Source organism: Salegentibacter profundi (assembly GCF_054121475.1).
Genome location: NZ_JBSYGG010000008.1, coordinates 120,222 through 135,900, shown reverse-complemented (window position 1 = coordinate 135,900; position 15,679 = coordinate 120,222). Strand labels below are relative to the sequence as shown.

Annotated in this window: 12 protein-coding genes; 11 read left to right on the top strand and 1 reads right to left on the bottom strand. The window is 39.3% G+C overall.

What is annotated here, in order from left to right; genetic code table 11:
• From ACW6NC_RS11565 to ACW6NC_RS11530, 8 genes are all read left to right on the top strand, one after another.
• A partial coding sequence (locus ACW6NC_RS11565) for a hypothetical protein (RefSeq protein WP_457866200.1) occupies positions 1-583 on the top strand: 583 nt, incomplete at its 5' end.
• A 115-nt stretch (positions 584-698) separates the two neighbouring features.
• Entirely contained in the window at positions 699-1,865 is a 1,167-nt protein-coding gene (locus ACW6NC_RS11560) for a glycosyltransferase family 4 protein (protein WP_457866198.1), read from the top strand.
• 46 nt (positions 1,866-1,911) lie between these two features.
• A complete protein-coding gene (locus tag ACW6NC_RS11555; protein WP_457866197.1) occupies positions 1,912-2,517 on the top strand; it encodes a sugar transferase in 606 nt (201 codons plus the stop codon).
• Positions 2,518-3,123 carry an acetyltransferase gene (locus tag ACW6NC_RS11550; RefSeq protein WP_457866195.1) on the top strand — a complete coding sequence of 202 codons (606 nt, stop codon included), beginning with the start codon at positions 2,518-2,520 and terminating at the stop codon, positions 3,121-3,123.
• Positions 3,113-4,267: a DegT/DnrJ/EryC1/StrS family aminotransferase gene (locus tag ACW6NC_RS11545; protein ID WP_457866194.1), complete on the top strand. Its 1,155-nt coding sequence runs from the start codon at positions 3,113-3,115 to the stop codon at positions 4,265-4,267. The genes ACW6NC_RS11550 and ACW6NC_RS11545 overlap by 11 nt, the downstream gene beginning before the upstream one ends.
• 6 nt (positions 4,268-4,273) lie before the next feature.
• Positions 4,274-6,247: a polysaccharide biosynthesis protein gene (locus ACW6NC_RS11540; RefSeq protein WP_457866192.1), complete on the top strand. Its 1,974-nt coding sequence runs from the start codon at positions 4,274-4,276 to the stop codon at positions 6,245-6,247.
• 19 nt (positions 6,248-6,266) lie between these two features.
• Positions 6,267-7,028, top strand: coding sequence for a polysaccharide biosynthesis/export family protein (locus ACW6NC_RS11535; RefSeq protein ID WP_457866190.1), 762 nt, complete (start codon positions 6,267-6,269; stop codon positions 7,026-7,028).
• Positions 7,029-7,032: 4 nt separating this feature from the next.
• Positions 7,033-9,429 carry a GumC family protein gene (locus ACW6NC_RS11530; protein WP_457866189.1) on the top strand — a complete coding sequence of 799 codons (2,397 nt, stop codon included), beginning with the start codon at positions 7,033-7,035 and terminating at the stop codon, positions 9,427-9,429.
• A gap of 6 nt (positions 9,430-9,435) precedes the next feature.
• Here the strand turns inward: ACW6NC_RS11530 and ACW6NC_RS11525 are convergent, their stop codons facing one another.
• Positions 9,436-10,170 carry a tyrosine-protein phosphatase gene (locus ACW6NC_RS11525; protein WP_457866187.1) on the bottom strand — a complete coding sequence of 245 codons (735 nt, stop codon included), beginning with the start codon at positions 10,168-10,170 and terminating at the stop codon, positions 9,436-9,438.
• A 78-nt stretch (positions 10,171-10,248) separates the two neighbouring features.
• Between ACW6NC_RS11525 and ACW6NC_RS11520 the strand changes: the two genes are divergently transcribed.
• From ACW6NC_RS11520 to ACW6NC_RS11510, 3 genes are all read left to right on the top strand, one after another.
• The gene (locus ACW6NC_RS11520) at positions 10,249-11,589 is read left to right on the top strand and encodes a capsule assembly Wzi family protein (protein ID WP_457866186.1); all 1,341 of its coding nucleotides are present in this window, start codon (positions 10,249-10,251) and stop codon (positions 11,587-11,589) included.
• Positions 11,590-11,709: 120 nt separating this feature from the next.
• Positions 11,710-13,791 carry a PAS domain-containing sensor histidine kinase gene (locus ACW6NC_RS11515; RefSeq protein ID WP_457866185.1) on the top strand — a complete coding sequence of 694 codons (2,082 nt, stop codon included), beginning with the start codon at positions 11,710-11,712 and terminating at the stop codon, positions 13,789-13,791.
• A gap of 108 nt (positions 13,792-13,899) precedes the next feature.
• On the top strand, positions 13,900-15,648 hold the full coding sequence (locus ACW6NC_RS11510) for a PAS domain S-box protein (protein ID WP_457866183.1): 1,749 nt from the start codon (positions 13,900-13,902) through the stop codon (positions 15,646-15,648).
• Positions 15,649-15,679: the final 31 nt, after the last annotated feature.

Here is a 15,679-nt window from a genome sequence, read left to right as displayed (position 1 = left end):
ATCAGATCCATGTGAAAATTATGATGCAGGTCCAGATAATTCGATGGATATTTCTCAAACTGAATTACCTAATTTAGATACTTATGAGGTGATTAATCTTTATAAAAGTTTATTAGGATCCTCTGTGCCTAAGGATGGTACATTTGATCCCAGTATTCCTTCTTTAATTGATCTCTATAAATCCAGAGAAGGAATTGAGAAACTAGGGGATTACACCACTACTTACACAATAAATGACGGAGATTGTACCGATTCTGTTGAATTAACACTTACCGTGGTTCCGGGAACGGTATCAGATCCATGTGAAAATTATGATGCAGGTCCAGATAATTCGATGGATATTTCTCAAACTGAATTACCTAATTTAGTTACTTATGAGGTTATTAATCTTTATAAAAGCTTATTAGGATCCTCTGTGCCTAAGGATGGTACTTTTGATCCAAGCATACCTTTTTTAATTGATCTCTATAAGTCCAGAGAAGGAATTGAGAAACTAGGGGATTATACGAGCACCTACACAGTTACCGATGGTGAGTGTAGTGATTCAGTGGAATTGACATTAACTGTAGTGTCTGATAAATAGGAATTAAGAAATAAAGTTTTTATAAGGTCATACGCGAGTATGACCTTATTTCATTAACACTACTTTCAGATAATTAGTTTTAAAAAAGGTTAGTTTTGCGGTGTAATTTTAGCCTATGCCCAAAAAACTCATCCGTATCACTACCATCCCTCTCTCCCTGGAGAAACTTCTGGAGGGCCAGCTTAGTTATATGAATCAGCATTACCAGGTAACGGCTGTTTCAGCCGAAAAAGATAGGTTGGAGAAATATGGCAGGGATAATGGGGTGAATACATTTTGGGTAGAAATGACCAGGGCAATTACACCCCTTATGGATATAAAGGCCGTGTGGAAATTATATAATTATTTTAAAAAAGAAAAGCCCTTAATAGTCCATACTCATACCCCAAAAGCGGGTATTGTTGGAATGTTGGCGGCTAAACTGGTCGGAGTACCTCTAAGACTACATACCGTAGCCGGGTTGCCCTTAATGGAAACTACGGGAAATAAAAGAAAATTGCTTGATCTTGTTGAAAAATTCACCTACAAGCTTGCTACTAGGGTTTATCCGAACTCCAGAGGATTAAAAGAAATAATTCTGAAGGAGGGATTTATCGAAGAGGAAAAGTTAAAAGTGCTTGGAAAAGGAAGTTCAAATGGGATTGACACCTCATATTTTGATCCATCACTTTTTTCAGCAGAAGATAAATTAAAAATCCGTCAGGATTTAAAAATCCCAGAAAACGATCTTGTTTTTATCTTCATTGGCCGATTGGTTTCCGAAAAAGGCATCAATGAACTAGTTACATCTTTTAAACGATTACATGAAAGAAAGAGTGATGTTTCACTTTTACTTGTAGGGCCTTTTGAAGAAGAACTTGACCCCCTTTCCGAAGAAAGTAAGGAAATTATTGGTAAACATACTAAGATTTTTTCTACCGGGTATCAGGTGGATGTCACACCCTATTTTGCGGTTTCCAATGTTTTGGTTTTTCCCAGCTATCGGGAAGGTTTTCCGAATGTCGTAATGCAGGCTGGAGCAATGGGCTTAGCCTCTATTGTGAGTAATATTAATGGCTGTAATGAAATAATAGTGGAAGGAAAGAACGGGATGATTATTCCCGTAAAGGATGAAGGAGCTCTTTTTAATGCTATGGAACTCATTGCTCAAAATGATGAATACCGTCTCAGGCTCTCCGCTAATAGCCGTCAAGAGATTTGCCAATACTATGAGCGGAAGGAGTTTTGGCAAATATTGTTAAAGGAATATAAAACCTTAGAGCAGGAATATATAAAGTCCTAATTTTGCACGGCAAAATTAACCAGAGAAAACAACCTCAAGCCCATTCATGTACAGGCACTTTATCAAACCAGTTCTTGACTTCTTGATTGCATTTACGGCAATATTAATACTTAGTCCGTTATTAGTGCCTATAACCCTTTTATTAGTTTTGGCCAATAATGGTAAACCATTCTTCTTTCAGAAAAGACCAGGAAAACATGGACAGATATTTAGTATTATCAAGTTTAAAACTATGACTGACCAGAAGGATTCTCAGGGGAATTTACTTCCGGATTCCGATCGTCTAACCGGGATAGGAAAATTCGTCAGAAAGACTTCGATCGATGAAATTCCCCAGCTGTTGAATGTTTTAAAAGGAGATATGAGTATTATAGGTCCACGACCATTATTACCTGAGTATTTAGATTTATATACTCAAAGGCAAAATAAAAGACATGAGGTGAAACCCGGGATTACGGGCTGGGCGCAGGTTAATGGTAGGAATGCCATTAGTTGGACAAAAAAGTTTGAATATGATGTCTGGTATGTTGAAAATCAGTCTTTTTGGTTGGATTTAAAAATATTCTTTAAGACAATTAAAAAAGTAGTAATTTCGGAAGGTATTAATACCGTCAATATGGCAACCACCGAAGCCTTTAACGGACGTAATTAAATGATTATCTACGGCGCAAGCGGACATGGGAAAGTGATATTTGATATTCTAAGATCAAGAAATATCAATCCGGACTACATCCTCGATGATAATCCAGCAATCCTGGATTTCATGGGTTATAAGGTAGCCCATATGCCACAGGAAAGCATGCTGAGGACTCCTGCAATCTTAGCAATTGGCGATAATTCTGTAAGAAATCTAGTAGCCCGAAGGTATAATGGTGTTATTTCGGAGGCCGTAAGTCATTCTTTTTCTATAATTTCCCAAGAGGTAAAAATAGGGGAAGGCACAGTTGTGATGCCTGGAGCAATTATCAATGCTGATACCTCCATTGGAATTCATTGCATCATAAATTCAGGAGCCGTAGTAGAACATGATGTCCATTTGAATGACTTTGTGCATATTTCTCCGAATGCAGTGATAACTGGGAATGTAACAATTGGAGAAGGAAGCCAAATTGGAGCAGGGGCTTCTGTAATTCCAGGTGTTAAAATAGGTAGATGGGTTAACGTTGGTGCCGGGACCGTTGTAATTGAAGATATTCCAGATTTTGCTGTGGTGGTCGGCAATCCGGGTAAAATTATAAAGTATTTAAATGAAGGATGACAAAATATGGCTCTCTTCTCCTCATATGGGAGGTAAGGAGCAAGAGTTTATCAAAAAAGCATTCGACCAGAATTGGATAGCACCTCTGGGGCCCAATGTTAGTGGTTTTGAGGAGGATATTAAAAATTATGTGTTCTCTAAAGATAAAAATATCGGGGAAGTAGTGGCCCTTAGTTCGGGTACAGCAGCCTTGCATCTTGCCTTGATTCAGCTAGGAGTGGGGAGAGAGGATGAAGTCCTTTGTCAGAGTATGACGTTTGCAGCTTCCGCTAATCCGGTTGCTTACTTGGGAGCTTCTCCTGTGTTTATTGATAGCGAAGAAGATACCTTAAATATTTGTCCTGATGAACTAAAAAGGGCTATAAAAGATCGGATCGCAAAGGGTAAAAAACCTAAGGCAATTATTGCAGTTCATTTATATGGAACACCATATAAGGTAGATGAAATTAACAAAGTCGCCTCAGATTATGACATTCCGGTTATTGAAGATAGTGCTGAGGCCTTGGGAAGTTCTTATAAAGGGAAGAAATGCGGAAGTTTTGGTGAATATTCAATTCTTTCCTTTAATGGGAATAAGATCATAACAACTTCCGGGGGAGGGGCATTGGTTACTAAAAATCAGAAAGCTAAAGACAGGGCAATTTTTCTGGCTACTCAGGCAAGGGATGCAGCCCCACATTACCAGCATTCTGAAATTGGTTATAATTACCGTTTAAGTAATGTTTCCGCTGGAATTGGAAGGGGACAGATGCTAGTTCTGGATGCTAGAGTTGCCGCAAGAAGAGCAATGCATGAATTTTATGTAGATTTGTTTAAGGAGATCGATGGAGTAGAAGTGCATTGTGTACCTAATAATGATTATTTTAGCAACAATTGGTTGAGTGTTATAAAGGTAAATGAAAAATTAACAGGGGGAATAAACAGGGATAAATTGCGTTTATTTCTTGAAGAAAATAATATTGAAAGTAGGCCACTTTGGAAACCTATGCATATGCAACCGGTTTTCAGGGAATCACCATATTATGGCAGTGGTGTAGCTGAAGCTCTTTTTGAAAATGGGCTTTGCCTTCCATCAGGATCCAACCTGAGCGATGAAGATAGAAACAGGATTAGCCGGGCAGTAAAGGAGTGCTTTAAGAAATAAACAACTATGAAGAATTTAGTTAAACTTCTTAAGAGAATATTATCTGGGGCTGACAGTTCTTTGGACCTGCGAAATATGCGCTACCTTCCCAGGTGGGCAGTCCTCCTTATCGATATTTCATTGGTCGCTGTTTCTACCTTATTCACAGTTCTCATCGTAATCGATCTTACTCCCCGGTATTATACAATCTTAAGCTTTTATGATAAAGGAATTCTTATCGTTGCAGTCCATATCTTTTATTTTTATATTTTTAAAACCTATGCGGGCATCATACGTTACTCCTCGAATATTGACGCCCTGAAGCTGCTTCTGGCTACACTGAGTTCATTTTTCACTCTTGTTTTTATAAGTTATACTACCTATTTTGTAATAGGAGAAAAGATCTTTTTGATTGGAGGTTTATTGATAAATCTTTGTGCGGCTTTCTCCTTATTATTTCTTTTCCGACTAGGGGTAAAACAGGTCTACGAGTATTTCAAGCTTGTTCAGAAAAATGAGCAACTGATCAATGCCGTAATTATAGGGGCTGATGAAAATGCGATATCAGTGGCAGGAGCACTGGATATTGAACACCCAAGAAGATTTAAGGTAGTAGGTTTTTTAACCCAGGAAAAATTGAACCGAAGAATAAGGCTTTTAGATAAACCAGTTGTGAGTCATTCAGGAAAGGTTCATACTGCAGTGCAATCCCTGGAGGCCAATGCTATAATTCTTTCAGAACATCATTTGAGCGCTGAAGAGAAATTCGGTATTGTGGAGGATTGTCTGGAACACGATATCAAGGTTTATAACGCCCCGATCGTTTCAAGTTGGGGCCAGGGGGAACCTATCGCACAGAAAGTAAAATCCCTGCAGATTGAGGATTTGCTGGAAAGGGAACCTATTAAGTTGGATGTTCAGAACAAAATTGAACAGCTTACCGGAAAAACGATCCTTGTTACCGGCGGAGCAGGTTCTATAGGTAGCGAGATCGTTCGCCAGGTGGCCGATTATAATCCCAAACGGCTTATAATCCTTGACCAGGCAGAAACGCCTTTGCATAACCTTAAACTCGAAATTGAATCCAAGTTTCCCAACTTAAATTGTAAATTTATTATTTGTGATGTTGGAAACTGGAAGCGCCTGGAACTAATGTTTCAGAATAATGATATCGATGTGATTTACCATGCGGCTGCTTATAAGCACGTTCCGCTTATGGAAGAGAATCCCCATGAGGCAGTTTTTGTAAATATTGCGGGAACAAAGAATCTGGCTGATCTTGCTGTAAAATATAAGGCAGGACATTTTGTGATGGTCTCCACCGATAAAGCTGTAAACCCCAGTAATGTCATGGGAGCCTCTAAAAGGGCTGCAGAGATGTATGTGCAATCCCTTTATCATAGTCAATTATCAAATGATCAAAATCCAACCAAATTCATCACCACCCGCTTTGGTAATGTATTAGGTTCGAATGGTTCGGTGGTACCTTTGTTTAAAAAACAAATTGAACGAGGTGGCCCGGTAACCATAACGCACCCAGACATTATCCGCTATTTTATGACCATCCCGGAGGCCTGTCAGCTTGTCCTGGAAGCGGGTACGATGGGTCAAGGCGGCGAGATTTTTGTGTTTGATATGGGCGAACCGGTGAAAATCATGGACCTTGCCATTAAAATGATTAAACTTGCTGGTTATGATCCGAATAAAAACATTAAGGTAAAGATCACCGGCTTAAGGCCAGGCGAAAAGCTATATGAAGAATTACTCAATGATGAATGTAAGACACTTCCGACACATCATAAAAAAATTATGATCGGGCAAGAAGTAGTAAGAAATTACGAACTGATAAGTGAAAAGGTTGAAATGATCATTTCTTCTGCCAATAAGTTAAAAGCGGATAAAGTAGTTCAGAAGCTTAAAGATCTCATCCCGGAGTTCAAAAGCAATAATTCTTCTTTTGAGCGTTTAGACAATAGAGAAGAACGTGTAATTACCAAATAAAAACTCTACCCCAAATTATATGAAAAGATTACCGTTACTTTTATTAGTTAGTACTTTATTTTTTAGTTGTTCCACCAAAAAGGAAATCGTTTATTTTCATGATATCGAAGAATTAGAAGGTTATGAAAATATCATGGACTACGAACCAATTATAGAACCTAATGATGTGTTACGAATTAAGGTTTCTTCCATAAACGAAGAGGTAGTGAAGCCTTTTCAGCCGGATATCCAGGGACAGAGTGGAGGTGGAGGGGGACAGAATTTGTCTCTTTCAGGTTATTTGGTAGACCCGGATGGTCATATTCAGTTTCCCGTCTTAGGAGCGATCGAGGTCGCTGGGTTAAAAAGGAGTGAAGTCCAGCAGAAACTTCAAGGTGAAATTCGAAATTTTGTCACCGATGCGGTAGTGGATATTAGAATTGTGAATTTTAAGGTAACAGTGTTGGGAGAAACCGGAGCGACAAGAGTTGAGGTTAGTGACGGGCGTATTACCTTACCGGAATTGATCGCTGAAGTTGGAGATATTAGCTACGACGGCAGGAGACAAAATATTTTAGTGATCAGAGAAAATGATGGAGTAAAATCTTATGGCCGGGTAGATCTTACTGATGCTAACGACGTCTTTAAAAATCCTTATTATTATTTAAAGCAAAATGACATTGTTTATGTGGAACCTACTTACAGAGCGGTGAAATCGGCCGGTTTCTTTACCAGTTACCAAGGAATCATTTCTTTGGGGACTACGATTATAAGTATGTACCTACTAATAAACAGCCTCTAAATTTATGGAAGAATTCAACGACTTCACGGAAGAGCAAGAAGAATCGAATTTTGATCTTAAGACCGAAATTTATAAGTATCTAGCTTATTGGAAGTGGATCATTTTGGGCTTACTTCTTGGAGGTTTGGTTGCCTATCTCTATAACCGTTATACCATCCCGAAGTACCGCACTGAAGCGACCCTGGTCATCGTTAATGATGAAGAAAAGAGCGCTTTAAATGCGCTGCCTTCAGGAGGAGGTTCCATTTTATCCTTAAGTGATGATGGTCTTGATAATCAAATAGAAAAACTGAAATCAAAAAGCCTGATTGAGAGCGTAGTAAATGAATTAGATCATAATATTTCCTATTTCATAGAGGGGAATGTGATCAAGGTAGAAGCATATAAAAGCAGTCCGATTCGCATTGAGTTTATCACTCCAGACAGTATTATAAATAAACAAAATGCCAATTTATTTATAAGCCCTGTTTCTGATACGGAATTCAAACTGGTCGAAGAAAGTAGATCCTACAATGAAATTCATAAGATTGGGGAAGTCATTAATTTTGAGGGAGCTAAATTCACTATCCTTCCGAGATCTGGGAATGAGGAGGGAGAGTTTAAAAACACAAAAACAGTAAACATTCTAATAAAACCAGTACCGGATGTGGCCAGGGATTATCTTTCCAGATTACAGATTATGAAAAAGGGTCAGGCTAAGGATATGCTAGCTTTATCTATGATCCATCCTAGCAGTGAAAAATCCGAAGACTTTCTCAATAAATTAATGGAAAGATTTAATGAAGAAGGAGTAAAGAATAAGCAGGAGGTAGCTGAGAATACTACAAAATTTATCCAGGAAAGGCTGGAGATGATTACCACGGAATTGGACTCTGTGGAAGGAGGAATAGCCGATTTCAAGAGGGAGAACCGGATGATGGATGTATCCAGTACTGCCGGAATGTACCAGTCACAGTATACTGCTGCCGAGCAAGAGATTTTTAACCTGGAAACTCAATTGGCATTAATCGAATCGGTAGAGGAATTGTTGAGGAATCAGGGGAATTATGAGCTATTACCGGAAGCGGGAATAAGCGAAGGAGGGATTTCAGGATTAACGAACTCCTATAACAGTTTGGTGATGGAACGGAATATTTACCTGAAAAATTCCACCCCAGAAAATCCGGTGGTACAGGCAATTACGGACCAGTTAGATAGTTTGAAAGAAAATCTTTTTGAGAGTATAAAAAGTACGCGCAGGTCCATAAATGTCAGAATTAATGAACTGAATCAACGGGAAAATAGAGCCCAGGGCCAATTCAGTAATTTCCCGGGACTGGAAAAGGGAATGCGTAGTATTGAGCGGCAACAACAAATCAAAGAGCAATTGTATCTTTTCCTGCTGCAGCGCAGGGAAGAAGCGGCGATTAGCTTTGCGGCAACAGCCTCAGTTGCTCGGGTTGTGGACCCTGCCTATACCATTCAGGAACCTGTTGATCCCAAGCCCTGGTTAATACTGGTGGCTGGATTTGTGATTGGTCTAATTATTCCAATTTTGATAATTTTTATTAAGAATTTCCTTGATACCAAAGTACACCATAAGGGAGATCTCCAACCTTTAACCAAAACAATTCCTTTTTTAGGGGAACTTCCACGTATAAAATCAGATCAGGATGAGCTTATTGGTGTAAATGATCGCTCGCCTCTTGCGGAAGCTTTTAGGATTCTTAGGACAAACCTGGCTTATTTAATTCAAAATAAAGGGAAGGAACGCGGGGAGATAATCTTTGTAACCTCTACTATTAAAGGTGAAGGTAAAACCTTTGTTTCGACAAACCTGGCGCGCACCCTTTCCACTACCAATAAAAAGGTTCTTTTAATTGGTGCGGATATCCGAAACCCTAAACTTCATAAATATTCGGATAGACCTATGGAGGATAAAGGCTTGTCTGATTACCTGCATAATTATGAAGCGGGCATGGATGACATTATTGTGCCCACTTCTAAAAATGATGTGAATGTTGATATCATCATGTCGGGTGCGATACCGCCAAACCCGGCAGAGCTTTTTATGAGCGAACGGATGGAAGACCTGCTTAAAAGAGCCAGTGAGGTCTATGATTTTGTGATCGTAGATACGGCGCCAACTATGATAGTTACAGACACCCTTCTTATCAGTCCGTTGGCGGATACTACACTTTATATTGTACGGGCAGAACATACAGATAAAAAACTTCTTGATTTTCCTAAAGATTTAAAACAGCAGGGGAAATTAAAAGGACTGGCTGTAGTGCTAAATGATATCGATTATTCTAAATTCTCTTATGGAGCCAATTATGGTTATTCCTACGGCTACGGTTATGGTTACGGTGTCGATAAGGAAAGCCGATGGAAAAGATGGTTTGGAAAGAAAAAATCATAATAAACTTTAAGTAAATAAAGCTTTGCTTTTTTCAATAATAGGTTCAATCAATTGGACCTGTTTTTTATTCAGTTTAATTCTCTCAAGTTTTACCAGGTGTTCTAAACGGTGGGCATCGCTGGAAATAAAATCTATCATTCCAGCCTCCAGGAGTTGACCTGCGGCTTTTTGTATTCCTAAGCCGTAATGGGAAGTAAGGGAGAGCATATTCATTTGAAAGCTACAGCCCCGATTTTTCAAATCAGTATATTTTTCGAGATTTTTGGAATGGAAATAAGCATAACGTTCTGGATGAGCCAGGATAGGTTTGTGACCGCTAGTTAAAATTTTAAATAAGATCTCTTTTAGATTAATAGGTGCCTGAAAGTAGGACATTTCAACCAACACATTATTACCGGTAATGGTTAGCAAATTTTCTCCTTCCTCCAGGTCATCCATTAAATGCTGATCCATCATATATTCCCCGGCTGCTGAAATTGTAATATCTGCTGGCAATAAGGGTTTTAACTTATCCAGTGCATTTCCAATGGTTTCTTTAGTATTAGGGTAGTATTCACCCATAATATGTGGGGTACAGACAAAACTCTTTACCCCGAACTTTCTGAATTTTTCAATCATCTCCAGGGACACTTCCGGGGTTGCAGCGCCATCGTCTATACCGGGTAATAAATGATTGTGAAAATCGGTAAACCCTTCTAAAAGATCGACGAAGAATGTTTTTTTTTGAAAAAAAGAGATCATTTCGGAAATTTTGAGTCGTAAAATTACAGAATTTTAATTCATTTTGAGCATCTTTGGTAAGCCTTTAACCCCTTGTATATGAGATTGATCTTTACTCTTGTTTTTTTATTTGTTTTTATATCAGAAAATTCTGCACAGGACCTAAGTTATTCTGCGGAATTTAATACCTCCGGACTTATCTACACCAATGAGGAATCGCCCTTTTGGCTCCATAGTAATCAGCGTGGAAGAATTGATGAACTTACCAATTTTTCAGGATGGATAAGTGGGGTAGCATCTTATGGTTTGGGAATAGAATCTTTCCTGGAAGTAGGCCTTGGTGGACTTTATCAGGACGGATATACGGATGAATTTCAGTTGGATGAGAGCTATCTCAGTTTTCAGAATTCCTGGTTAGAGATAACCGCCGGGAGGAGACAAAAAGCCGAATTTTACCGCGGCTTAAGTGCTTCCAATGAAAATATACTCTGGTCCCTTAATGCTCGGCCTCTTCCTGGAATTCAATTGCGCACAAAAGCACCGGTATTTATCTCTGGTGAGCGGGGAATAGGATTTACTGCTGCCTTGGAAGAATACCTAATGGATGATGAGCGCTATGTTCAGGATACCCGGTTACACCACAAAAGCTTCAGTGTAGTTTATAAGCATTCTGAGAGATTTCAATTTTCAGCCGGTTTACAGCATTTTGTGCAGTGGGGTGGAGTACATCCTGAATTTGGTCAACTCCCTGATTCTTTTTCTGATTACCTGGATGTTTTTATGGGAAAAGAAGGGGAAGATACCGTGGGTGGCCAGGAGGCTAATGCCCTGGGAAATCATTTAGGTAGTTATGAGCTAAAACTTAAAACTCAAGTCAGGAATTATAACGTGGAATTGATTTATAACCACTTATTTGAAGATGGTTCCGGTCGCGTTCTTGCCAATACTCCCGATGGACGTTATGGAATTTACCTCGAGGATCAAAACCCCGGAAAATGGATTGATGCTGTTATGTATGAACTTTATTATACCCGCAATCAAAGCAAGAACAGTCCAACCACCGACGGAGCAGATAATTATTTCAATAATAACCTGTATCGGTCGGGGTGGACCTATGAAAGCAGGATCTTAGGCATGCCTTTTATAGGCTTAGATGAAAACCGTTTCAGAATTAATAATAATAAGTTGATTGCGCATCATCTGGGTATAACTGGCCTCGCCTTTGAAACATTGCCCTTTAAGTTCTTAGGAAGTTATCGAAAGAACTATGGCGCAAAAGCTGGAGGGAATATCCCTCAGCATGATATTCTATCTACTTATCTCGATGTGATGGTTTATTCTTATCTTGTAGACATAAGTCTGCAGCTTGGTGCTGATTTTAATACCATTAGCTCCCCGAATTATGGTGCAGGTGTTCTTTTGAGTGTGAGTCTTCTTTAGGCCATTTTGTAACTAATCATATAAAGGAAATTCTTGATAAAATCGTCCGTCATATTTACTCTAAACGGCAATCTAAAAGTATTAAGCTCTAGCCAGAATGCCTTGTCTTTATTTTCAGAGATGAATTTTCCTGAAAATGAAACCGATGATTTTCTCGGACACTTCCCGGAAAACCTTCATCAAAGTATAAGAGAATGCACAAAAACTGCATTTGGTGGCAACCTGATCCGTTTTGAAACCGAAGCCAGGCAAAATCAACATGTTCTGGCATTTAGTTTTTCCCCGGTAATCTCAGAAAAAGGATCCATTGATACCCTCAGTGTGGTGATAGAAAAGGATTCTGGAATTATTAATGAGGTCGAACATCAGCTCCGGAATGTTATAGAGCATTCTTCCCTGGCAATTTTTTTAGGCAAGCCTTCGGGAGAAATAGTGGATATGAATAAAACTGCCTGTAAAGTTTTCGGATATAGCCCAAAAGAGTTCCAGGAACTGGGAAGATCAGGTATCTTTTTGGAAGATGAAGAGTTTTTGGATGGTCTGAATTTAAGAACTTTAAACAATGAGGTTAGATATGAAGTAACAGGAATAAGAAAAAATGGGGAGCACTTCCCATGCGAGGTACACTCCGTGGTGTTTAAAAACCACCGGGGAGAATTAAGAACCAGTACTGGAGTGCTGGATATTTCAGAAAAAAAGCTACAGGAAAGGCGGGCAGCAAATAATCGCAAGGCTTTTGAATCCCTGTTTCACCATAATCCGGATGCCGTATATGCTTTTGACCTGAAAGGAAATTTCATAAGGGTTAATAAGAGCTCCGTGCAATTGGCTGAAATGGAAGAGGAAGCGCTTATTAACAGCAGTTTCATCCCTTTTATAGATGAAAGAGATGTTCAGGATGTGTTAGAGCATTCTAAAAGGGCTGCCCGGGGACAGGTTCAGCGGTATTCCACGCGTTTTATTGGCAAAGAAGGTACAGCGAAAGTGCTGGATGTCACCAATTTTCCTATTTATGTGAATAATGAAATTACCGGCGTGTATGGTATTGCCAAAGATATCACAAGACAGGTAGAAGCTGAGAAGAATATTCGGGAAGAACGCAATATGCTTAAGGCTATTATTGATAACATCCCGGATTATATTTTTGTAAAAGATCTTGATCATCGCTCTATTCTGACCAATAGAAAGTTTTATCGGGATTTGCTAGGTGTGAAGTCAGAAAAAGAAGCACTCGGCCTTACCCCTTTGGATTACTATGAGGAAAGTAAAGCACGGGAATTGATGGAAGATAATGATCGGGTAATAAGCTCGCAAGGGCCTGTCATTAACCGCGAAGATATTGTTGTCAATAAAAATGGTAGCCAGGAAACTGTATTGCTTACTAAAGTGCCGTTAACCGATAATGAAGGCAATATAAAGGGTCTTGTTGGCATTGCCAGAAATATCACTTCATTAAAGGACCAAAAGCTAGAACTGGAAAGACTCAATGCTCAATTAGAACAAAGAGCCAGGGAACTTTCAGTGTCTAACCAGGAGCTCGAACAATTTGCTTATATCGCTTCTCATGATCTGCAGGAACCCTTGCGTATGATTACCGGGTTTTTAAATAGACTAAAATCGAAGTATGAGGATCAGCTGGATGATAAAGCTTTGCAGTATATTGAAATAGCGCATGACGGGGCTCTAAGAATGCGACAATTGATCCTGGATCTTTTGGAGTTTTCACGGGCTGGAAGATTGAAGAACAATCCGGTAAAAATCGATCTCAACGAACTTGTAGAGGAGATCATTCAAATGCAACAGGAAAACATCAACGAAAAAAATGCTAAAATTATTTTTTCCAATTTGCCGGTGGTAATTGCGGAAAAAACTCCACTAAGGCAAACCCTGGCCAATTTGATCACAAATGCATTGAAATATCAGGCATACGGTAAAACTCCTGAAGTAAAAATTGAAGTAGCGGAAAAAGAAAAACATTGGCTTTTTAAGATTGCAGATAATGGCATTGGCATCGAAAAAGAATTTCATCAGAAAATTTTTGAAATCTTTAAACGCCTGCACAACCGTCAGCAATATTCCGGTACTGGTTTGGGCCTTGCCATCTGCAAAAAGATAGTGGAAAACATGGGTGGAAAGATTTGGGTGGAGTCAATTCCTGAGGTAGGGAGCACCTTCTATTTTACCATCTCTAAACAAAATTAGTATCTTTATAATTACCCTAAATAATATAGACCATAATTTGATAGTATTTTACTACCTGTTTTTCGTGCGGTTTCTTGCCACGGTAGTATGATACAGTAAGCTTAACCTATGCTTAAGGAGAATGAAGTATTAAAGATTTTAGTAATAGAAGATAACTACGGTGATTTCGTTCTTATCCAGGAATACTTGAGTGATGAGTATTCAGGATTTAAAATTGAAAGAGCAGAAAACTTTAAAACTGGGAAGGAACTGCTTACCAGTGACAGGGAATATAATGCCGTGCTCCTGGATTTATCTTTACCTGATGTGGAAAATCCTGAAAACCTCGTGAAAGAAGTGTTGGAGCTGACCAGGGCTTCGGCGGTAATTGTATTAACGGGTTATGCGGATAAGGATTTTGGAATGAAAACCCTTTCCTGGGGGGTATCAGATTATCTATTAAAAGATGAGATCACTTCCTCGATTTTGGCTAAAAGTATCCAGTATAGCCGGGAGCGCAAAAGAATTAACCGTCAACTAGAGGAATCAGAAAAAAAATACAGGAACCTTTTCGATGCCAGTCCGCTTCCGATGTGGGTCCTGGATCGGGAAACACTTGATTTTCTGAATGTTAATAATGCAGCTATGGAACTCTATGGGTACTCCCGTCGAGAGTTTTTAACAATGAATGTTCGGGATCTTTGGGCTAAGGGAGAAACCGTCGGGGAGGAGACCTGGAGTGAAAATAAGGATGATTTTTTCTCCCTTAAAATTAAACACCGTACCAAGGAGGGAAAGCATCTGTATGTGGATGTGGAGACCAATCCAATTTATTTTGACAACCGACCAGCAAGGGTAACCCTGGCTACAGACATTACGGCCAAGATTGAAGCCGAGGAGGCTCTCTTTCACAGCCAGCAACGTTTTAAAGCGCTGGTCCAGGATGGATCGGATATGATAAGCATTATCGATGAGAATCTTCAGTATTCTTATATCAGTCCCAGTGTAAAAAATGTTCTTGATGTGGAACCTGCAAATATGGAAGGCAGAAATGTATTTGATTTCATTCATCCCGATGACGAAATAAGGATTAAAAAGTACTTGAAATTCGTCGGAAATAGGAAAACAGTGCAATTACCTTCCTATCGGTATAAAGACGGAGAAGGAAAATGGCGATGGTTGGAAACCATTATGAGTGACCTAAGAGATGATCCTGCTGTTGCAGGGCTTGTGGCCAATTCAAGAGATATCACCCAGTTCATTCATCAGGAAAAGGTATTAAGAGAAAGCCTGGAGCGGTATGATATCGTGGCAAAAGCTACCAGTGATCTAATTCTGGATTATAATATTGAAAGTGATCAGCTGGAATTCAACGAAGCTATTTCTGAAATCTTCGGATATTCCACAGATAAAATTGAATTCAATGGGAAGTGGTGGGATTCCAAAATTCATCCGGATGATTTTGGCCGGATCAAAGCCCAGGAGCAGGAAATGGTTGAAAAAAAACGAAAATTAATGCATTCCGAATATCGCCTGAAGTGCGCAGACGGAAGTTACAAATACGTGCTGGATCGCAGTTACCTTTTAACCGATAGCTCGGGAAATCCAAAACGTATCATAGGGTCCATCCAGGATATCACTGATCGTTATAACTATATTAAAGCTATTGAGGATAGTAATGAGCGTCTGCGTGAAATCGCCTGGACGCAATCCCATGTGGTGAGAGCACCCCTGGCCCGTATCATGGGGTTGATAGATCTTTTGAAAAATCATCGAGATAACGTAGAAAATATTACCGAAATTCTGGATAATATCTTAATTTCATCAAAAGAACTGGATAAAGTGATCCGAAAAATTGCAAATAGAACAGAAAGATAAATATCAATAAGCCCCCAGGCTACCAATCCTA

Bases quoted from the DNA above. Each gene is read 5' to 3' on its own strand.
- ACW6NC_RS11560 (WP_457866198.1), top strand. From the start codon at position 699: ATGCCCAAAAAACTCATCCGTATCACTACCATCCCTCTCTCCCTGGAG.
- ACW6NC_RS11555 (WP_457866197.1), top strand. From the start codon at position 1,912: ATGTACAGGCACTTTATCAAACCAGTTCTTGACTTCTTGATTGCATTT.
- ACW6NC_RS11550 (WP_457866195.1), top strand. From the start codon at position 2,518: ATGATTATCTACGGCGCAAGCGGACATGGGAAAGTGATATTTGATATT.
- ACW6NC_RS11545 (WP_457866194.1), top strand. From the start codon at position 3,113: ATGAAGGATGACAAAATATGGCTCTCTTCTCCTCATATGGGAGGTAAG.
- ACW6NC_RS11540 (WP_457866192.1), top strand. From the start codon at position 4,274: ATGAAGAATTTAGTTAAACTTCTTAAGAGAATATTATCTGGGGCTGAC.
- ACW6NC_RS11535 (WP_457866190.1), top strand. From the start codon at position 6,267: ATGAAAAGATTACCGTTACTTTTATTAGTTAGTACTTTATTTTTTAGT.
- ACW6NC_RS11530 (WP_457866189.1), top strand. From the start codon at position 7,033: ATGGAAGAATTCAACGACTTCACGGAAGAGCAAGAAGAATCGAATTTT.
- ACW6NC_RS11525 (WP_457866187.1), bottom strand. From the start codon at position 10,170: ATGATCTCTTTTTTTCAAAAAAAAACATTCTTCGTCGATCTTTTAGAA.
- ACW6NC_RS11520 (WP_457866186.1), top strand. From the start codon at position 10,249: ATGAGATTGATCTTTACTCTTGTTTTTTTATTTGTTTTTATATCAGAA.
- ACW6NC_RS11515 (WP_457866185.1), top strand. From the start codon at position 11,710: ATGAATTTTCCTGAAAATGAAACCGATGATTTTCTCGGACACTTCCCG.
- ACW6NC_RS11510 (WP_457866183.1), top strand. From the start codon at position 13,900: ATGCTTAAGGAGAATGAAGTATTAAAGATTTTAGTAATAGAAGATAAC.